Origin of the sequence: Sandaracinus amylolyticus (assembly GCF_000737325.1) — a bacterium.
GTDB lineage: Bacteria > Myxococcota_A > Polyangia > Polyangiales > Sandaracinaceae > Sandaracinus > Sandaracinus amylolyticus.
Map to the genome: position 1 here is coordinate 4,657,498 of NZ_CP011125.1, position 18,858 is coordinate 4,676,355.

The 18,858-nt window shown below is 72.9% G+C and carries 19 protein-coding genes; 10 read left to right on the forward strand and 9 right to left on the reverse strand.

Annotated features, from left to right (window positions below; translation table 11 throughout):
- Positions 1 to 26 precede the first annotated feature (26 nt).
- Entirely contained in the window at positions 27 to 161 is a 135-nt protein-coding gene (locus tag DB32_RS50010; RefSeq protein ID WP_275935484.1) for a hypothetical protein, read from the forward strand.
- Positions 162 to 192: 31 nt separating this feature from the next.
- Here the strand turns inward: DB32_RS50010 and DB32_RS19765 are convergent, their stop codons facing one another.
- Both DB32_RS19765 and DB32_RS19770 read right to left on the reverse strand, forming a co-directional pair.
- Positions 193 to 1,425, reverse strand: a complete 1,233-nt coding sequence (locus DB32_RS19765; protein WP_053234141.1) for a peptidase MA family metallohydrolase — start codon at positions 1,423 to 1,425, stop codon at positions 193 to 195.
- 23 nt (positions 1,426 to 1,448) lie between these two features.
- Positions 1,449 to 2,327 (reverse strand): hypothetical protein, encoded by an 879-nt coding sequence (locus tag DB32_RS19770; protein ID WP_053234143.1) that lies wholly within the window; start codon positions 2,325 to 2,327, stop codon positions 1,449 to 1,451.
- A 57-nt stretch (positions 2,328 to 2,384) separates the two neighbouring features.
- On the opposite strand from DB32_RS19770, the gene DB32_RS19775 reads away from it, so the two are divergent.
- Entirely contained in the window at positions 2,385 to 3,104 is a 720-nt protein-coding gene (locus DB32_RS19775) for a lysophospholipid acyltransferase family protein (RefSeq protein ID WP_157069199.1), read from the forward strand.
- A 397-nt stretch (positions 3,105 to 3,501) separates the two neighbouring features.
- On the opposite strand, the gene DB32_RS19780 is transcribed toward DB32_RS19775, so the two are convergent.
- Positions 3,502 to 4,815 carry a M18 family aminopeptidase gene (locus DB32_RS19780; RefSeq protein ID WP_053234147.1) on the reverse strand — a complete coding sequence of 438 codons (1,314 nt, stop codon included), beginning with the start codon at positions 4,813 to 4,815 and terminating at the stop codon, positions 3,502 to 3,504.
- A 66-nt stretch (positions 4,816 to 4,881) separates the two neighbouring features.
- On the opposite strand from DB32_RS19780, the gene DB32_RS19785 reads away from it, so the two are divergent.
- Positions 4,882 to 5,601 carry a PEGA domain-containing protein gene (locus tag DB32_RS19785; RefSeq protein WP_169791490.1) on the forward strand — a complete coding sequence of 240 codons (720 nt, stop codon included), beginning with the start codon at positions 4,882 to 4,884 and terminating at the stop codon, positions 5,599 to 5,601.
- A 226-nt stretch (positions 5,602 to 5,827) separates the two neighbouring features.
- Entirely contained in the window at positions 5,828 to 6,649 is an 822-nt protein-coding gene (locus DB32_RS19790) for an enoyl-CoA hydratase-related protein (RefSeq protein WP_053234149.1), read from the forward strand.
- Here the strand turns inward: DB32_RS19790 and DB32_RS19795 are convergent.
- A complete protein-coding gene (locus tag DB32_RS19795) occupies positions 6,636 to 8,354 on the reverse strand; it encodes a hypothetical protein (protein WP_053234150.1) in 1,719 nt (572 codons plus the stop codon). The genes DB32_RS19790 and DB32_RS19795 overlap by 14 nt on opposite strands.
- The gene (locus tag DB32_RS19800) at positions 8,351 to 8,950 is read right to left on the reverse strand and encodes a hypothetical protein (protein WP_053234152.1); all 600 of its coding nucleotides are present in this window, start codon (positions 8,948 to 8,950) and stop codon (positions 8,351 to 8,353) included. Before DB32_RS19800 ends, DB32_RS19795 begins: the two co-directional genes overlap by 4 nt.
- Positions 8,951 to 9,106: 156 nt before the next feature.
- Between DB32_RS19800 and DB32_RS19805 the strand changes: the two genes are divergently transcribed.
- The 5 genes from DB32_RS19805 (at position 9,107) to DB32_RS19825 (ending at position 12,610) form a co-directional block, all read left to right on the forward strand.
- The gene (locus DB32_RS19805; protein WP_053234153.1) at positions 9,107 to 9,805 is read left to right on the forward strand and encodes a hypothetical protein; all 699 of its coding nucleotides are present in this window, start codon (positions 9,107 to 9,109) and stop codon (positions 9,803 to 9,805) included.
- Positions 9,802 to 10,203 carry a hypothetical protein gene (locus DB32_RS19810; RefSeq protein WP_053234155.1) on the forward strand — a complete coding sequence of 134 codons (402 nt, stop codon included), beginning with the start codon at positions 9,802 to 9,804 and terminating at the stop codon, positions 10,201 to 10,203. The genes DB32_RS19805 and DB32_RS19810 overlap by 4 nt, the downstream gene beginning before the upstream one ends.
- 1 nt (position 10,204) lies before the next feature.
- Entirely contained in the window at positions 10,205 to 11,479 is a 1,275-nt protein-coding gene (locus tag DB32_RS19815) for a hypothetical protein (RefSeq protein ID WP_053234156.1), read from the forward strand.
- 30 nt (positions 11,480 to 11,509) lie between these two features.
- Positions 11,510 to 12,070: a GbsR/MarR family transcriptional regulator gene (locus tag DB32_RS19820; protein WP_083457523.1), complete on the forward strand. Its 561-nt coding sequence runs from the start codon at positions 11,510 to 11,512 to the stop codon at positions 12,068 to 12,070.
- 165 nt (positions 12,071 to 12,235) lie between these two features.
- Entirely contained in the window at positions 12,236 to 12,610 is a 375-nt protein-coding gene (locus DB32_RS19825) for a hypothetical protein (protein ID WP_053234158.1), read from the forward strand.
- A gap of 1 nt (position 12,611) precedes the next feature.
- Here DB32_RS19825 and DB32_RS19830 read toward each other — a convergent pair whose 3' ends face one another.
- Positions 12,612 to 13,796, reverse strand: a complete 1,185-nt coding sequence (locus tag DB32_RS19830; RefSeq protein ID WP_053234161.1) for an outer membrane protein assembly factor BamB family protein — start codon at positions 13,794 to 13,796, stop codon at positions 12,612 to 12,614.
- Positions 13,793 to 15,085 carry a YfgM family protein gene (locus DB32_RS19835; protein ID WP_157069201.1) on the reverse strand — a complete coding sequence of 431 codons (1,293 nt, stop codon included), beginning with the start codon at positions 15,083 to 15,085 and terminating at the stop codon, positions 13,793 to 13,795. The genes DB32_RS19830 and DB32_RS19835 overlap by 4 nt, the downstream gene beginning before the upstream one ends.
- Positions 15,086 to 15,349: 264 nt before the next feature.
- On the opposite strand from DB32_RS19835, the gene DB32_RS19840 reads away from it, so the two are divergent.
- The gene (locus DB32_RS19840) at positions 15,350 to 15,901 is read left to right on the forward strand and encodes a hypothetical protein (RefSeq protein ID WP_053234166.1); all 552 of its coding nucleotides are present in this window, start codon (positions 15,350 to 15,352) and stop codon (positions 15,899 to 15,901) included.
- Positions 15,902 to 15,904: 3 nt separating this feature from the next.
- Here the strand turns inward: DB32_RS19840 and DB32_RS19845 are convergent, their stop codons facing one another.
- The gene (locus tag DB32_RS19845) at positions 15,905 to 17,476 is read right to left on the reverse strand and encodes a hypothetical protein (RefSeq protein WP_157069202.1); all 1,572 of its coding nucleotides are present in this window, start codon (positions 17,474 to 17,476) and stop codon (positions 15,905 to 15,907) included.
- A 128-nt stretch (positions 17,477 to 17,604) separates the two neighbouring features.
- Positions 17,605 to 18,822, reverse strand: coding sequence for a hypothetical protein (locus DB32_RS19850; protein ID WP_157069203.1), 1,218 nt, complete (start codon positions 18,820 to 18,822; stop codon positions 17,605 to 17,607).
- Positions 18,823 to 18,858: the final 36 nt, after the last annotated feature.

Sequence of the window (18,858 nt, forward strand, 5' to 3'; positions counted from 1 at the left end):
GCGCCTCCTGGAGGAGTACCCGCACCATGGTCTCGAATACGAAGCAGACCGAGCGTCGCCGCCGCGCCAAGCGCGCGACGGTGGGCCGCGCCCAGAAGCGCGAGCGCACCAAGGCCGGCACGCCGAAGTTCCCGATTCATCCCGAAGAGAAGAAGGGCTGACGCTCCGGGAGCCCGCACGCGCCTCACACGCTCAATGAAGCGTGTGGCTGCGGCCTTCCCAGACGATCGTCGGCACGTGCGGATCACGCGGGCCCCTCGCATCACGCGGCGGGCTCGCGTCGTCGTCTCCGTCGTCCTCGTCGTCCGCCGCTCGCGCCCCGTCCGCCGCTCGCGGCCCGTCCGCGGGCGCTCCATCCGCGGGCGCGTCGTGAGCCGGCGCATCGTCGCGCACCGGACGCGCCGTGGTGACCACCGCGATGCGCGCCACGGCCGCCGCGCGCGCGGCGCGCTCCTCCTCGGCGCCCCAGCGCTCCAGCGTGCGTCGCGCATCGCGCCGCCGGCGCCACCAAGCGAGCAGCACGAGCACGCCGATCAGCGCCCAGATGAGCCCCGTCCCGAGCAGCAGCGGCATCGCGCCGTAGCGCTCGGCGAGCCCCTCGCGCCACTCGTGCTCGAGCTGCCCGATCCCCGCGCTCCACGTCTGCGACACCGCCGTCTCGAACGGCTGATCACGCGCGATGCGCGACACGAGCTCGCGGAAGTGCGCGTCGTCCCCGCCGCGCAGCCGGAGCCACTCGACGAAGTCCGCGCTCTCCGCGTACGCGACGCTCACGCGGTGCGCCTGCGCCGGGAACCCGCGCGACAGATCGTCGAGCGGCAGCAGCGTGCCGCGCACCGTCGCCTCCCAGAGCGTCTGCACGCGCTCGAACGAGCGCTCGCGCGCCTGGTGGATCGCGAGCCCCTCCGAGAGCCAGCGCGGCACCGGACGTCCCCCCGCCGCGCGATGCAGCGCGACGTGGCTGAGCTCGTGCGTGAGCACCTGCGGCACCGAAGGGCGCTCCCACGTGCTGGGCGCGCTCAGCGTCAGCAGCACGAGCCCGGTCGCGGGGTACGCGACGCCCACCGCGTACGCGGGCGGCGGCGCGTTCGGCGGCGCGAGCGCGGCCATCTCGTCGGGATCGCGCGCGATGCGGATCACCAGCGCATCGTCGATCTCCGCCCCGAGCTCACGCTCGATGCGCGGCCACTCGCGCCCCAGCGTCGCGACGAGCTCGTCGACCAGCGGGCTCGCGGCGCGCGGATGATCCCAGCGCACGTCGCCGACCACCCGCGTCACGAACCCCTCGGGCGCGGGTGGAAGCGCGCTCGCCTCGAAGTGCGCGAGCGACACGTCGCTCGGGACCGGAGGATCGTCCGCGCGCGCGCTCGAGACGAGCGCGAAGAACGCGAGCAACGCGGTCAGCAGCGAGGACAGCAGGCGCATGCCGGTCGGCCCCGGCGCGCCGCTCAGTCCATCGGGACGCCGGGCTGAAACCGTAGCATCGGGGGAGGGTCCCCGCCGTCCGCCGCGACGACCACGACGAACACGATCGCGGCCGCGAGCAGCCCACCTGCCGCGAAGTAGGGCCAGTGCTGCTCGAACCAGTCGGGCTCGTCCTCGGGCTCGTCCGCCTGGGTGGCCGCGGCCGGCACTTCGGGCGCCGGGAGCTCGGTCGTCGTCGGCTCGGTCGGCGCCGCGGCCGCGCCCCTCGCCGCGGCGCGCGCGCGCCGCGTCACGAACGGCAGCACGCGCTCGGGATCGAGCTCGGAGAGCGGCAGTGTTCCCTCGAAGAACTGCGCGGTGCGCACGTCGAGCGCGACGGCCTCCGGCCCCTCGGCGCCCTCCCGCAGCGCGAGGACCAGCACCGCGCCGGCGCGACGTCCGAGCCGCGCGAGCACGGGCGCATCGCTCGACTCCCCGAGCCCGAGGCGACGTCGCTCGCGGCGCACCTCGTCGAGCCCGTCCTCCGGCGCGCCCGCATCGCCGCGGAGCGCGGCGCGCAGCGCGGTGTCGGACGGGAGCCGCAGATCGCCGGAGAGCGCGAGCCGCGCTTCGATCTCCACCGCGCTCGCGACGAGCACGGGATCGGGATCACCGACGACGATCACCGCGACCTTCGGCGCGACGCGCGGCTCCGCCGCCGGCGCTTCGGGCGCCGCCGCGGACGCGTCCGGCGCCGTCGCTTCCGCTGCCGGCGCTTCGGGCGCGGTCGTCTCCGAGGTCGCCGCCTCCGGCGTCGGCGCGGCCTCTTCGGCAGGCACCTCGGGCGCGTCGCCCGTCGTCTGCGCGACGGCGATCGCTGGCAGCAGCATCGACGCGAGGAGCGACACGACGACGGAACGCATCGCGCGCCTTGTAGCGGATCGTTGCTCGCTGCGCCCGCCGCCGCGTATCTTCCGCCCGTGCGCGCGCGCCTCGCTGGAAACGCGCTGATCACGTTCTCCTGGACGGGCGTGATGTGCTCGTACGCGCTCGGCTATCAAGCCGTGCATCGAGACGCGAAGGCGCTCGAGCGCCACACGCGGCTCTGGGCGCAGGGCCTCGCGCGCGGCTGGGGCATGGAGGTCGAGGCGCACGACGTCGATCGCGTCCCGCGTGATCGACCGTGCGTGCTGCTCGCGAACCACCAGAGCCACGCCGACGTCGTCGCGCTCTTCCTCGCGCTGCCGGTGCTCCCGGTGTTCCTCGCGAAGCGCGAGCTCCAGGCGGTGCCGCTCTTCGGTCGGATCATGGAGACCGGCGGGCACGTGTTCATCGATCGCGCGAAGCACGATCGCGCGATCGAGACGATCGACGACGCCGCGCGTCGCTTGCGCCCGGGCAACCCGCTGCTCGTGTTCCCCGAGGGCACGCGGGGCGCGCGCCTCGAGGTGCAGCGCTTCAAGAAGGGCGGCTTCCACCTCGCGCGGAAGGCGGGCGTCCCGATCGTGCCGGTCGGCATCCGCGGCTCGCGCGCGGTCTGGCCGCGCGAGGCCGCGGCGGCCGTGCCGGGGCGCGTCGTGATCCACGTCGGCGAGCCGATCCCGCCGGAGGTCGTCACGTCGTCGCCGCTCGACACGCTGATGGACGACGTGCGCGAGCGCATCAGCGAGCTCTCGGCGCTCCCGATCGCCGAGCGCTGATCGTCGGGACCGATTCCAGGCCGGCTCGCGCTGCCCGCGCGACCCGTTGCGTCGCGCGACGTCGGGCGCGCGCTGCTCTGCGCACCGCCGAGCCGATGGCACCCCACCTCGAGCTGGTCCGCGGAGTCGCCGAACCGAATGGACCCCGGCTCGAGCTGGGTCGAAATCGGTTCGAACCGAATGGACCCCGGCTCGAGCTGGGTCGAAATCGGTTCGAACCGAATGGACCCCGGCTCGAGCTGGGTCGAAATCGGTTTGGGTGCCCGCGGACCCGGCTCGAGCTGGGTCGAAATCGGTTTGGGTGCCCGCGGACCCGGCTCGAGCTGGGTCGAAATCGGTTTGGGTGCCCGCGGACCCGGCTCGAGCTGGGTCGAAATCGGTTCGAGTCGCGGATGAGTCAGCTGTGCGCGGTGAAGAACGCGCGCATCACCGCGATCATCTTCGCGACGTCGGCCGCGCCGCTCATCTCGCGGCACGAGTGCATCGAGAGCATCGGGTTGCCGACGTCGACCACCCGCATGCCGAGCCCTGCCGCGGTGATCGGCCCGATGGTGCTGCCGCACGCGAGATCGGTGCGGGTCACGAAGCGCTGCGGCGTCACGTCCGCCTCGGCGCACCACATCTCGAAGCGCGCCTGGCCCTCGGCGTCGGTCGCGTAGCGCTGGTTCGCGTTCGACTTGATCACCGGGCCGCCGCCGAGCTGCGGCTGGTGCTGGGGCTCGTGCTTGTCCGCGTAGTTCGGATGCAGCGCGTGCGCCATGTCGGCCGACACGAAGAACGAGCGCGCGAGCGCGCGCGGCAGCGCATCGCGCGACGACTTCGGGTGCGCCTCGCAGACGCGTGTGAGCACGTCGCGCAGGAAGGGCCCGTCCGCGCCCTGTGCGCTCATGCTCCCGACCTCCTCGTGGTCGAAGAGGAACACGCCGCGCGTGACGTGCGGCGCCGCGGGCGCGTCGAGCAGCGCGGCGAGCGACGCGTGGCACGACGCGAGGTTGTCGAGGCGCGGCGCGAACACGTACTCGCCGCGCACGCCGCCGCGCGTCGCGGGCACGACGTCGTACGCGCAGAGCTCGAACGCGAGCACGTCGCCCGCGGCGAGGCTCTCTCCGTCGCGACGCACCGCGTCCGCGAGGAGCGCCTTGAAGTCGAGCGCGCCGCCCGACTCGAGCGCGAGCAGCGGGACCATGTGGCTCTGCGCGTTGAGCACGAGCCCCTCGGTGTTCACCGCGCGATCGAGGTGGATCGCGAGGCTCGGCACGCGCAGCATCGCGCGGTCGAAGCGCACGAGGCGCGCGTCGAGCGCGTTGCCCGCGCGCACCATCACGCGACCGGCGAGCGCGAGGTCGCGATCGAGCCAGGTGTAGAGCAGCACGCCGCCGTAGATCTCGACGCCGATCTGGTGCTGCCCCGAGCGCTTGAGCTGCGCGTTCGGCTTCACGCGCAGGTTCGGCGAGTCGGTGTGCGCGCCGATCAGGCGGAACCCCGCGGTCTCGGGCGCGGCATCGCCGATCTCCAGCGCCGCGATCGACGATCCCGCGCGCACGACGTACACGCGATCGCCGGGCTTCACGCTCCAGCTCTCGGCCTCGTCGAGGCGGCGATAGCCCGCGGTCTCGAGCCGCCGGATCGTCTCGCCGACCGCGTGCCAGGGCGTCGGCGACGCGTTCACGTACGAGATCAGATCGTCGGCGGGATCGAGTGCGGCGTTCATCGTCGCGGGAGGGTAGCAAACCGTCGTGGTGGATCTCGCGTCGTGATCGCCCGTACGATGAGGCGCGTGCTCGCCCTTCGTGCTGCGCTCGTCGCGTTCCTCGGCGTGCTCGTGTGGTCCGCGCCGGTCGACGCGCAGCGACGTCGCACTCCACGCGCGCCCGCGCAGGGCACGCTCGCGCTGCAGGCGACGCAAGCGGGCGCCGAGGTGTTCGTCGACGAGCAGCCGGTCGGCACCACGCCGCTCGATCCGATCACGCTCGCGCCGGGCTCGCACACCGTGCGCGTGCGCATGGCCGGCTACACCGAGTTCACCGACGTCGTGCACGTCGCGGCCGGGCAGCGGACCGAGGTCTCGGTCGAGCTGTTCCCTCTGTCGCAGGTGCTCGCGGTCACGACCGAGCCGCCGGGCGCGCACGTCTACGTCGACGGCGACTTCATGGGCGACACGCCGGTCGAGTTCGATCTGCTCGAGGGCGCGCACTCGCTGCGCGTCGCGCATCGCGGCTACGCCGACGTGGTGCGGCAGATCGAAGCGCGCGCCGGCACGCGCGAGGAGCTGCAGCTGACGCTCGAGGCGCTGCCGCCCGAGATGCTGTCGGACACGCCGGACACGACCGAGTGGTACGAGGAGCCGGTCACGTGGATCGCGATCGGCGGCGGCGCGGTGGCGATCGCGGTGGCGATCACGGTGATCGCGGTCGTCACGACGAGCGAGCAGGGCTCCGAGCTGCAGTCGTTCTGCGAGCTGCCCGGCGGGTGCTTCCGCGTCGAGACGCCGTGGTGATCTCCAAACCTCGGCTCGGCCACGGCGGGTCCTTCCTCCGCGTGCTCCGCACGCTCCCGTGCGGCCCCTCCGCGGCCGAGCACTCCCATCGAGGTGAGCAAAATCGGCTCGGCCACGGCGGGCCCTCCCGTCCGCGTGCTCCGCACGCTCCCGTGCGGCCCCTCCGCGGCCGAGCACTCCCATCGAGGCTTGACCGGTTCGCGCCGCGCGGGGTAGGGCGCGCGGGATGACGAACCAGGTCGAGCGCGAGATCGAGACGGCGGGTGGATCGGTGGGCGTGCGCGCGGAGCGCCGTGGCGCGCTCGCGATCTGGACGATCGATCGTCCCGATCGCCGCAACGCGCTGTCGCGATCGGTGGTGCGCGAGCTCGGTCGGCTCGCGCGCGAGGGCGCGAAGGATCCGACGCTGCGCGCGGTGATCGTGACCGGCGCGGGCGATCAGGCGTTCTGCGCGGGCGCGGATCTCAAGGAGCGCCAGGGCATGGTCGAGGAAGAGGTGCGCGACTTCCTCAGCCTCTATCGCGTCTCGCTGCGCGATCTCGATCGGCTGCCGGTGCCGGTGATCGCGGCGATCGACGGAGTCGCGTTCGGCGGCGGGCTCGAGCTGGCGCTCGCGTGTGATCTGCGCATCGCGTCGCGCACGTCGCAGCTCGGGCTCACCGAGACCTCGCTCGGGATCATCCCGGGGGCCGGCGGCACGCAGCGCCTGACGCGCGAGCTCGGACCGGCGCGCGCGAAGGAGCTGATCCTCTTCGCGCGTCGCCTGAGCGCCGAGGAGGCACTCGCCTATGGGATCGTGCAGCGCCTCGCCGCGCCCGAGCAGCGCGCGCTCGACGCCGCGATCGAGTGGGCGCAGCCGCTGCTCACCGGCGCGCCGATCGCGATCTCCGCGGCGCTCACCGCGATCGACGCGGCCGCCGATCAGCCGCTCGAAGAAGGGCTCTCGATCGAGCGGCTCTGCTACGAGCGCACGCTCGCGTCGAAGGATCGCCTCGAGGCGCTCGCGGCGTTCGCGCACAAGCGCAAGCCGGTGTTCAAGGGCGAGTAGCCTCTTCGGTCTCGCTGGGAGCGCGCGCAGGCGAGGGCACGGCCTCGTCCTCGGCGCGCTCCCGGGCCCGCTCGCGCTCGACGTAGCGGATGACCTCGGGGATCACGGGGTTGCGGCCCATGCGCGAGAGATAGAAGCGCGCGAGCCACTCGTTGCCCTGCGTGAGCTGCACCTGCGCGGCGCGCTCGAGGCGCTCGTCGGAGATCGGCTCGATGTCGAGCGCGCGCGCCAGCGCGTAAGTGACTCCGTCGCGGTAGCCCAGCTGCGCCATCTCGCCCGCGAGCTCGCGCAGCGCGACGGGATCGTCCATGCGCACCATGAAGCGCTGCGCGGTGTCGGTCGCGCGCGACGGCGTGATGTCGCGGCGCGCTTCCTCGCGCAGGAGCAGCGCGGACATGAACGCGCCGTGCCCGAGGCGCAGCTGCGGCGCGATCTCGATCGCCTCCTGGTACGCGCGCAGCGCGCCGCGGTGATCGCCCGCGTCGCGGCGCACCTCACCGAGCTTCAGCCACGCGTAGAACGCGCGCGGCTGCGCCTGCACCGCGTGCTGCCAGAGCGCGAGATCGCTCGCCCACGCGCCCTCGTACGCGACCGTCCGGAGCGCGAGCGCGACGCACGCGAGCGCCGCGATCGCGACCACGACGCGGCTCGCGCGCAGCGCGTCGACGCACGCGCCGAGCACGAACGCGAGCCCGAGCAGCGGCAGCACGACGTAGCGGTCGTGCCACTGGAAGTGCAGAGGAAGGACGTTCGAGACGGGCGCGAGGAGCACCACGAACGCGATCATCCCGAAGAGCACGCGTCGCCCGATCTCGTGCTCGCGCGCGCGCCACGCGACGACGATCGTCGCGACGATCACGCCGCACCCGACGAGCGTCCGGGCGAGGCTCGGCGCCTCCTCGCGGGCGAGCGGGTAGATGGGCGAGACCGAGGCGGGCCAGAGCGCGGTCGCGAGGTGGTGCGCGTACGTCGCGAGCACGAGCGAGGGCGAGCCGCCGGTGCGGATCATCTCGTTCTCGCTCCACAGCGCGACGACGATCGCCGCGAGCCCCGCCCCGACGACGAGCGAGGGCAGCTGCGCGATCAGCGCGCTCCGCGCGTCACGCTTGCGCAGCAGCACGTCCGCGGCGAACAGCACGATCGGCAGCGGCAGCACGATCGTCTTGGTGAGCGCCGCGAGCACGTACAGGACGCGCGAGATCCACGCGTCGCGATCGCGCCAGCGCTCCGAGCGCAGATGCGCGATCGCGCTGCCCGCTGCGAGCGCGACGGCGAGCACGTCCTTGCGCCCGGTCGCCCACGTCACGGCCTCGACCTGCACCGGATGCAGCCCGAAGAAGAGCGTCGCGATCACCGCCGGCACGAGCGCGAGCCCGAGCTTCCGGAACAGCGCGAGCACGAGCAGCAGCGCGCCGCACCACAGCGCGAGCGACACGGCGTGCACGACCGGCGCGCTCGGGCCCGCCCACGGCACGTCGATCCAGTACGAGAGGAGGTGCAGCGGCTGGTACGCCTCGAAGCGCGGCCCGCTCCACATGCGCACGAGCGCGTCCCACGAGACGTGGCGCGCGTCGGCGTTCTCGACGAGGAAGCGCCCGTCGTCCCAGCTCTCCACGAGCCCGCCGCCCACGCCGCGCGCGAACGTCGCGATCGCCGCGACGACCACGACCGCGCGCGCGATCCACTCGTCGCGCGTCTTCGTCATTCGAGCGTGATCGGATAGCGCACGACCATCTCCGGCCCGTCGAAGCGGGGGAACTGGATCGCGCGCGCCGCGTCGCGGAGGCACTCGCCGCAGTCGCCGGTGGTCACGACGGCGGGCCCGCTGAGGCTCACCGCGGTCGCGCGTCCGGTGCCCGCGATCCGCAGCCCGAAGGTGAGCCGTCCGGTCACGGGATCGTCGCCGGCGGCGAGCACGAAGCAGCGGCGGATGCGTCCCATCGCGCCGTCGAACGCCGCGTCGATCTCGGCGCCGCTCAGCTGCTCTTCGCCGCCGGTGCCCTCGCCGTCGATCACGCGCATCTCGCCTTCGCGCAGATCGTCGCCGGTGACCGCGTCGCCGCGCGGCACGCTCTCGGCGCTCGAGCCTTCGGCGCCGCGCGATCCGCGCCGCCCCGAGCGCCGTCCGCCGCGTCGCTTCGTCGTCTCTTCGGGCGCGGCGGCGACCTCGGTCGCGTCCGCGATCTCGACGACCTCCTCGGGCTCGCTCGGAGGCCCCCATCCGAGCGCGAGGTGCAGCGCGGCCGCTGCGCTGCCCCAGACCACCGTCGCCGCTGCGAACCCCGCGAGGAACCTCGACACGGCCGCGGGTCTACCACGACGTTTTCGGCCCTGCGAGCACGCATAGGCCTCGCTTGACCCCATCAGGAGGCTCATCTAGGGTCCGCCACCGTGTCGAGGCTCCAGGCTTTTTCGCTTCGAAATGCAACGACCTGCGCCTACCGTGCGCTCCCACTGATGCTGGCGATCGCCTGCGTGGGTCTCGCGCCCACGATCGCTCGCGCGCAGGACGGTCCGCCCGAAGAGCACGAGGAGGCCGGCCGCTCGCGCGGCGGGCGCGCGTGGGGCGAAGAGGGCGGCGAGGGAGGCGAGGGCGCGCAGCGTCCCGCGTACCACCACTACGGTCAGGCCTTCGCGTCGCTCGGCGTCGGCGGCACGGTCCGCATCCTCGCGCACGCGGCGGTCTGCGATCCCGGCGTGCCTGGTCGCGAGGGCTGTCGCTTCTCGCCGCCGTACCTCCAGCTGCGCGGCGGCTGGTTCTTCGAAGGCGACGGTGATCTCCAGCACGGCGCCGGGCTCGGCATCGGGACGAACCTGACGCCCGACGGCACGGCGGGCCTCGGCATCGACGCGTTCGGCCAGTGGGTGCTCACGCCGAGCTACTTCCTCCGCTACTGGTTCGATCAGTGGTTCCAGCTGATGGGCCACTTCGGCGTGCCGCTCGCGCTCTCCGCGGTCACCGGCACGTCGCGTCAGGCGAGCACCGACTTCAACTGGGGCCTCGAGCTCCAGGTCGGCCTCGTCTTCAAGTTCCTCACCGGCCTCGGCGCGTACGCCGCGGTGAACGGTGCGATGTTCTTCGCAGGCGACTCGATGGTGTGGCCGACCGTGAGCGGCGAGATCGGTCTGATGTTCGAGTACGAGGTGCTTCCGTGAGCCCGCGCGCGAACTTCCTGCTGCGTGCAGCAGTGGTCCTGATCATGGCGATGTTCGTCGGCGCGCCGACGCCCGGCTACGTGTCGGGGTGCAGCAGCGGCGGGAGCAGCGTCGATCCGCAGGAGTACTGCCGCGGCTACAACGAGCGCACGTGCGCGCGCGATCGCGTCGCGGGTCGCCTCGACGAGCCGGGATACCAGGCGTGCGTCGGCCAGATCCCGTTGATGTGCTCGGGCTTCAACTTCGGCCCGGGGTGCAACCCGACGCAGTCGACGGTCGACGCGTGCTTCAGCGCGCTGGTCGATCCCATGCGCGTCGGCACCGACGACATCTCGCTCCCCGAGTGCCAAGCTGTGTGCGGTGGATCCGGCGGTGGTTTCGAACCGGAGGGGATCTGACATGCGGTTTTTCTCCGTGCGCGGTCTGACCGCCGCGAAGTCCCTGCAGCGCGGGATCTCGGTGCTCGCGATCGCGGGCGCGCTCCTCGGGGTCGTTCCGAGCGGATGCGCGACCGTCGCGACGCACGACGAGTACGCGAGCTACCGCGGCGTCCGTCAGGCGCGTGAGCGCAACGATCGGCTCGCGGCGCTCGAGCGCTACGCGACGAACTATCCGGGCGGCCTGTGGATCGAAGAGGTCCGCGCCGAGCGCGCGCAGCACGAGGAAGCGATCTGGACCGAGGGCAACTCGACGCGCGAGGGGCTCCAGTTCTATCTGTCGGTCTACCCGGACGGCTCGCACGTCGAGGCTGCGCAGCAGCGCCTCGCGGCGCTCGGCACGGTGCAAGAGCGCCGTGAGGTCGAGCAGGAGCACGTCGAAGAGGTCCAGCAGGAGCAGCGCGCGGTCGCGGCGGAAGAGCGCCGGCTGTGGGTCACGCGCGCGGTCACGTTCTGGACGCGCACCCTGCTCGGCATTCGCAACTTCGGTCAGCCGATCTCCGCGGTCGCGCGCGCGAACCCCGATTTCTCGCAAGCGTTCGGGCAGGCGCCGGCGCCGGTGTGCAACCCGCAGGGCTGCCTCAAGCACTACCATGCGAGCTACGTGATCCCGGTGCCGGGCGCGACGCGCATCGATCGCGAGATGCACGTCTTCCTGCGGCTCCACCTGGACCGCGGGCGCGTCCAGCGCGTCGAGGTGCTCCTGCCCAACAAGGGCTTCTCGCGCTGGTACGAGCTCGAGAACCGCACGCTCGTGACCGACGAGGATCCGTCGCAGCGCATGGCCGCGATCGAGTGGGCCATGCAGCGCCTCGAGCCGGTGATCGCGGAGGTCGCGACGGGCGCGCGCGCGATCGACGTGGTGCCGGAGCCGATCGCGCCGATCTCGCAGGCGGCCCAGGCGGCGAGCACGCGCGCGGAGGAGTCGGACACCGAGGTGCCCGGCCAGCCGCAGCCCGCGCAGCCGCAGCAGCAGGCGCCGCAGGCGGGCGGCGAGCAGCCGGCGGCGGATGGCAGCATCGATCAGCTGCTCGAGCAGGCGGTCGGCGGCGGCGCGCAGGGCGAGCAGCCGCAGGCGCTGCCCGAGGAGCCTCCGCCGGACACGTCGGCGCTCGTGCTGCCGATCGGTCTGCGCGGCCTGCAGCGCGGCAACGTGCGCATGGTCGTGTTCGCGGCGGGCGACGAGGACTACGCCGAGGCCTACGACGGCTTCTACATCGAGCTCGCGCGGGACTGATCCCGCGGCGGGCGAGACGACGCGTTCGACGTGAGCGACGAGGGCACACGCGACGTCTCGACGATGAGCCCCGCGGAGCGGATCGTCTCCGAAGCGGTCGGCCGCTTGATGGAGTTCTGGGGCTTCAAGCGGAACATGGGCCGGGTGTGGGTCGTGCTGCACCTCAGCGACGAGCCGCTCACGTCGCGCGACCTGCGCGAGCGGCTCGTGCTGTCGAGCGGCTCGGTGTCGATGACGCTCAACGAGCTGCAGCGCTGGGGCGTGGTGAAGCGCGTCTGGGTGCAGGGCTCGCGCGCCGAGCACTTCGCGGCGGAGAACAGCCTCTGGAAGATGGTCTCGCGGGTGCTGCGCGAGCGTGAGCTCGTGGAGATCCACGAGGCCATCCTGGCGTTCGAAGAGGGGCTGCGCGCGCTGGCGGATCAGACGCCGCGCGACGACGTGGAGCGGCGCCGGATCGCGATGCAGAAGGAGCGCGTCGAGGAGCTGCTCGAGGTCGCGCGCCTCGGTCGCGGGCTGCTCGAGGCGCTCGTCTCGACGGCGCGGGTGGACGCGACCGCGCTCGCGAAACTGCTCCTCGGCAGCAAGGAGTGAGCGCGGCGGCGTGGCGCGGATCGTCGGGCTTTTCCCGGGTCGTCGTTTGACATAATCCATCTTCTGCGAAGTTCGTTGCGTGGGCGCGGGGGAGTGGCCCACGCCGTCTCGCGACGCGCGCGCGGCGACTTGCTCGCGCGCCCCACGGAGCAACGTGCCTCGCTGATGGAACCGAGGCTCGTCGTCGTCGCCGCGCTCGTGGCGTCGGGGCTACTGCTTCCTGGCTGCGTGTCGGCGCCACGCGCGCGGATCGTCGGAGCGCCGGCGCCGACACGCTCGGGCGCGCTCCTCGCCGAGACGCTCGCGAGCGCCAGCGACCCGATCCAGCGGTGCGTCGGTGCGACGCGCGGCGGGACGCTCCGCGCGTCACTCGTCTTCGCCCCGCACGGCTTGGTCTCGTCGGTCCAGCTCCCGGACTGGCAGGCTCCGACCGACGACGTCGAGATGCGCTCGTGCGTGGCCGACGTTCTCTACGGGCTCGAGCTCCCGCCGTTCGACGGCAAGGAGCTCCACGTCGACGTCGCCTACGACCTCTGGTGACTCAGAGCAGCCGGAAGACGAAGAGCGTCCCCGAGTTCGACACCACGCCGCCGAGCCCCTCGGAGAACTCCGCAGGCGCCGCGAACCCGTGTCCGGCTTCGATGCGGCCCAGCTCGGTCCCACGCCCGAGCGAAAGCGTCAGGAGCCCGCCTTCGCTCTCACCGACGATCACCACGTCGCCGACGACACGCGGCACCGTCGGCGATCCGCGTCCGATCCGGCTGGTCCACACGCGCTCCCCGTCGGTCGCGCGCAGCGCCATCACGCCGAGGTCTCCCGAGCTCGCGATCACGAGCCCGCCGGGCGCCTCCGCGAGCCCGGTGATCCCCGTCAGCTCCTCGCGCAGCCAGCGCACCGAGCCGCTCGAGCGCTCCAGCGCGTAGAGCCCGCCCGCGAACGACGCGACGTACACGGTGTCGCCGATCACCAGCGGCGTGGTGTCGACGTCGGTGAACCGGATCGTGTCGCTCGTCGTGCGCAGATCCGCGGTGGTGTCGCGCTCCCAGAGCACGGCGCCATCACGCGGATCGAGCGCGACGACCACACCGTCGGTGAACCCCGTGATCAGCTGGCGTTCCGTGAGCGCGAGCCCGGCGTGCTCGGTCACGTAGAAGCCCTCGGGCGCCTCACGTCGGTATCGCCAGAGCGCCTCACCGGTCGACCGATCGAACGCGGTGACCACGTCCGCGTCGGTGATGATGTAGATCGCGTCGTCGCTCGCGACCGGCGGACGGCCCACGGCGCCACCGACCTCGGCGTGCCAGCGCACCTCGCCGGTCGACGCGACGAGCGCGTGCAGGCGCCCGTCGTCGCTGGCGACGTAGACCTCGTCGCGGTCGGGATCGACGAGCGGCTGCGAGCCGATCGCGCCGCCCGCTTGATACATCCAAATCTCCGTGCCGGCGCCGCTGAGCGCCCAGAGCGCCCCGGCGCTGGACCCGACGTAGATGCGATCGGCGCGCGCGTCGAGCGCGGGCACCGACCGCTCGATCGGCAGGTACGGTCCCTCGTCCTCCGGCGCGATCCGCTTGGTCCAGCGGATCGGCAGACGGCCCTCGCGCGTGCGCCCGCGCGGCGCGTCGTAGGCCTCGTCGTACGTGCCGAGTGGGATCGGCGCGCCGCCGCACGCTCCGAGCGACGCGGCGCCGACCCCGATCCCGACCAGCGCCGCGAGCGCCCGCTTCACTCGGGCACGCCCTCGCCGGGCGCGCCCTCGCCCGCGCCGCCCGCACCGAGCTGACGGCGGAGCTGCTCGAGGATCTGCGGATCGATCCCCTCGAGGCCCGGCGGAAGACCGCCCGAGCCACCCGGCGCGCCCTCGGGCCCGATCATCATCGGCGAGCTGCTCGAGGCCGAGCCCGGATCGAGCTCGCGGAGCCGTACCTCGGCCTGCGCCATCACGTACGGGAACGCCGGCTCGCCCTCGCTCGACTCCTCGCGGAGACGCTCGACGAGGCCACGCAGCGCGGTCGTCGCCTCGACGCGCTCGCCCTTCGCGATGCGCATGCGCGCGATGTGGTAGTCGGCGGGCGCTTCGTACGCGCCGTCCTCGATCGAGCGCAGCTCCTGGTACTGCTCGATCGCCTGGTCCCACTGCTGGTCCGCTTCGTACGTGAAGCCGATGCCCTCGAGCGCGCGCCACGCGACGATCGGATCGCCGCCGGCCTCGCGCAGCGCGGTCTCGTACGCGCCGCGCGCGTCCTCGTTGCGGCCGAGGTCGAAGAGCGCCCTCGCCTCGCCCAGGCGCGCCCAGCGCGCGGCGTCGGACCCGCCCGCCTCCGAGAGCACCCGGCGATACGCCTCGAGCGCTGCCTCGGCGCGCGCCTCGCGCGTCGCGAACGTGCGCTCCTCCTCGCGGCCCTCGACCGGCTCGGGGCGCTCCTCGCCTTCGCGCACGACCTCGGCGTTCGCGATCTCGACGGCCTCGGTGAGCAGCGCGCCCGCGGCGTGCGCCTGGGACGCGTGCCACCACGAGTAGCCGACCCAGCCGAGCGCGCCGACGATCAGCACGCCGACGATCCCGACCGCGATCTGGCGGTTCGCCTGCGCCCACTCGCCGGCCTTCGAGGCCGCGACGCCGATCGCGGACTCCTTCAGGACCTCCTCGGGGGCCTTCGCGGGCGCGCCGCCACCGGTCATCGCCAGCTCGTCGGTCGGGGCGCCCTCTGCGGCGAGCTGCGCCTTCTTGGCGGCCTTCTTGGCCGCCTTGGCCGCCTTCGCGGCCGCGAGGCGTGCACCCGCGCTGCCGCTGCGGGCCGCGGGCTTCTTCGCGGTCGAGACGGGGGCGACGCCGCTCGCCGTGGCGGCCTCTTCGGCCTCGCCTTCGTCCTCGTCGCCGGTGCCCGCCTCGCCGTCCTCGGTGGACGCGCTCGCCTCGCGCGTCTCCTCCGACGTGTCGTCCTCGGCTCCGTCGGAGCGCGTCTGCGGCTCGCCGCCCTCGCGCTCCTCGTTGTCCTTCTGCTGCTCGGTGGGCACGCTTCTCTCCAGGACCTGGGTCGCCGGGCGGGGCCGGCTCGGACGCTCGCGCGCCGTCGTTCGTCGGTGGGGCGCCGCGCGGGTCTCGAGCACCCCGTCGCGGAAGGCGGCGCAGCGCTCGGATCACGCGCGATCCGGGCGGGGCCCGGCGCGAGGGCGGGACATTACACGCGGCCCCAAACACCTGCAACTCGCGGCCCGAGCAGGATTCGCGGCCTCCGACGTGGACTCGACAGCACCACGGACGGGGGACATACGACGGCGGTGCGCGCCGTACCCACCTGCCTCGTCGCAGCGATCGCCGCCGCCCTGCTCTGCCCGTCCAGCGCCCGCGCCTACGAGGACCAGATCGGCCTCGCGCTCGGCGTCGGGTACGCCGCCGTCGCGAGCGACAATCCATTGCCACACCACGGTTTCGTGGCGCAGCTCGAGGGGTCGCTCGGGCTCGACGACACGTGGGAGGTGCGGGCGCTCGCCGGGTACGCGCTCCACGTGGACGACGCGCTGCTGCACCGCGCGTCGGTCGGGGTCGAGCTGGTGTACCTGATCGACATCCTCGAGCTCGTGCCGTTCTTCGGGCTCGGCGTCGACGCGCCGGTCTCGATCTGGGATCGCGAGGGCACGACCGACGCGTGGATCGACTTCGCGGGCCACGCGGTGGTCGGGCTCGACTGGCTGCTCTCGCGTGAGTGGGCGATCGGCGTCGAGGTGCGCCCGTACGTGCTCTTCACGTCGTTCGGCGATCAGCCGCCGCGCCCGGCGGACCCGGTGTGGATCACCGCGATCCTCCGAGCGCAGATGCTGTTCGAGATCTGACGATCACTCGCAGCCGTAGCGGGCCGCGCGCAGCGAGGTGTCGCCGACGACCGAGAGCACCGCGGCCGGGCTCGAGAGCGCCGCCACGACGCGCTGAGTCCCGGTGACGGGCACGCCCAGGTCGAGGTCCTGGACCGCGTACCCGTCGTCCTGCGGCGTGAGGCTGTGGAGACGCGTGCGGTTGCGACCGACGGTCGGCTGCTCGACGCGCGCGGCCCACCACTCTGCGCGGCCATCGAAGCCGGCGAGCGCGAGGCGACCCGAGCCACTCACCACGGCGCCGAGATCGAGGGCCGACTCCGGCACCGGCGGCGCTGCGTCCGTGAACGACGCGAAACGCGCGCGGTTGCTGTCGTCCGCGTACAGCACGCCGATGCGGCCGTTCGCTTCGACGACGCGAGGACGGCTGCCCGCACCGAGCGGGACGGTCGACGACAGCGCGCCCCCGCCATCGACGAAGCCCACGCGAACATGCGTGCCGTCGCCGAACGCGATGCGCGCCCGACCTGCGCCGGCCGGCGCGAGATCGACGCCTTCGAAGCCCGTCCCGAGCGGGGTGGGGAGCGGCGCGACGGTCGCCGTCGCGACGGGAGGGCTCCACGCGCTGACGAACGCGTACGTGCTGCCTTCGACGCTCAGCACGACGAGCGCGTCGCGATCGTCGAGCGGCGTGACCGCGAGCTCGCCCATCGTGCGGAGATCGGTCGTCACCGCCTCGTTGATGCGGCGGACCACACGCGACTCGTGCACGACCGAGAGGTCTTCGAGCGAACGGACACCGAGCGCGATCCGCGGCCACTCGAACTCGAAGACCGTCGCCGTGACGACCACGAGCTGACCCGCGTGCGCGAACGCGGCGACACGTACGTCGAGCATCGCGAGCGCCTCCGCCCCAAAGAGCTCGACGGGCGCGCCGAGGGGCGACCCGTCGGCTCCGACGCGCTGCAAGTAGAGGTAGTCGCGGTCGCCGGCCGTCTGCCGCTCTGCCCAGCTCCAGATCACGATGGTCTCGCCGTCGACGCCGGGGACTGCCGCGATGGGCGAGGCGAGGTACTCCAAACCGCTGTCGCGTCCTTCCATCACGGGCACGACTGCGCCGAGCCGCGCCAGGCCCTCGTCCACGCGCCCATCGCAGTCCTCGTCGTGACCCCCGCCGTCGCACGTCTCCGTGCCGGACGGGGTGCAATCACGGCACGCGTCGTCGCAGTCGCGCGCGTCGACGACGTAGCCGTCGGGCGCCTCGCACGCCGACACGGTGCGAGCGGGATCGCCGAAGCCGTCCTCGTCCTGATCGCGATGGAACGTGCGCTCGACGCAACCATCGCCGTCGACGTCGCCCGAGTCGGTCGCGGCGTCTTCGTCGGTACGCGCGGCGTCGCCGAGGACCATCCCGTCGAGGGGCGTGACGCTGCCGTCCAGGTAGCAGAGGCCGTCACGATGCGTCCCGCCGTTCGGGCACACGCACAGGTGCTGCGCGCGGTCGTACGTGAGGTTCTCGCCACAGGCGAGCGGCGTCTCGCACCCTCCGGTCGCGAGCAACAGCGAAATCACGAATGGCGTCGAACGGAATCGCACCACGAGGTCCTCCTGGTCATGGGTCGCGCGCTCATCGTCGCGCGCTGCCGAGCGTTGCCCCGAACGCGAGAACGCCCCCGAGCGTGGCTCGCTCGGGGGCGTCCTTCGAGCTCTCGCGTCGCTCGATCTCAGTCGCGCATGCCGCAGTAGGTGCTCGCGCCGCAATCGGTGCGGACCTCACAGCAGTCGCGGTCCTCGCAGTCCTCGAAGCCGTCGCGGTCGTCGTCGCACGAATTCCCGCAGGTCTCGGCGGTGTTCTCGGTGCCGGGATCCATCGTGACGTCGTCGCCCGCGCACAGGTTGACCATGCCCGGGTTGAACGTCGCGCAGTACGTCCCCGCGCCGCACGCCGAGCCGCCGGCGGAGCGGATCAGGCAGCAGCCGCGATCGCCGCAGTCCTCGAACCCGTTGCGGTCGTCGTCGCAGTCGTTGCTGCACGCGGCGAGGGTCGCCTCACGCTCGGGCGGCATCGTGACGTCGTCGCCCGGGCAGAGGTTCACGGTGCCGGGATTGAACGTGGAGCAGAAGCCGGTCGTGCAGCGCATCCCGCCTGCTTCGAGCACGAGGCAGCAGTTCCGGTCGCGACAATCGAAGAAGCCGTTGCCGTCGTTGTCGCAGCCGTCCATGCAGGCCTCGACGGTGTTCTCGGGACCGCGCGTCTCGCACGCCGTGTTGCCACCGTCGGGGCGCGGACCACCGTCGGGGCGACGGCCGCAGGCCGTCTCCGCGCCGCAGCTCACGCGCGAGCAGCAGCCGAAGTCCTCGCAGTCCGCGAAGCCGTCGCAGTCGTCGTCGACGCCGTTGTCGCAGAGCTCGGCGGTGTTCTCCACGCCGCCACCCGCGTCGCAGCGCATCCCGCCGTCACGCATGGTCGAGCGGCCGCACGCGGTCGACGCCGGGCAGTCACTGCGGAGATCGCAGCAGTCGAAATCGTTGCAGTCCGCGAACCCGTTCCCGTCGTCGTCGCAGTCGTTGCTACACGCCGCCGCCGTGTTCTCATCGCCGGGGGTCTCGCACTCCATCACCGTGCCGCCGTCCTGCTGCCGGCCGCAGTACGTCGTCGCCGGGCAGTCGCTCCGCACGCCGCAGCAGTCGCGGTCGTCGCAATCGGCGAAGCCATCGGGATCGGCTTCGTTGTCGCAGCCGTCGCTGCACGCTGCCGCCGTGTTCTCCGGCCCGGTCGTCGTGCACGCGGGCGCCGACGCGTCGGAGCGCGCCGCGTCCATGCCGGTGCCGGCGTCGTTCGAGGTCCCGTCGTCGTCGCCGCAGGCGACGGTGAAGATCGTGGTGCACGCGAGCAGCGCGGCGAAGGAAGCACGGCTCGCTGAAGTACGAATGGCGCGCATGCGGTGAAATCCCCTGGCTTCTGTGAGAAGCCGGTC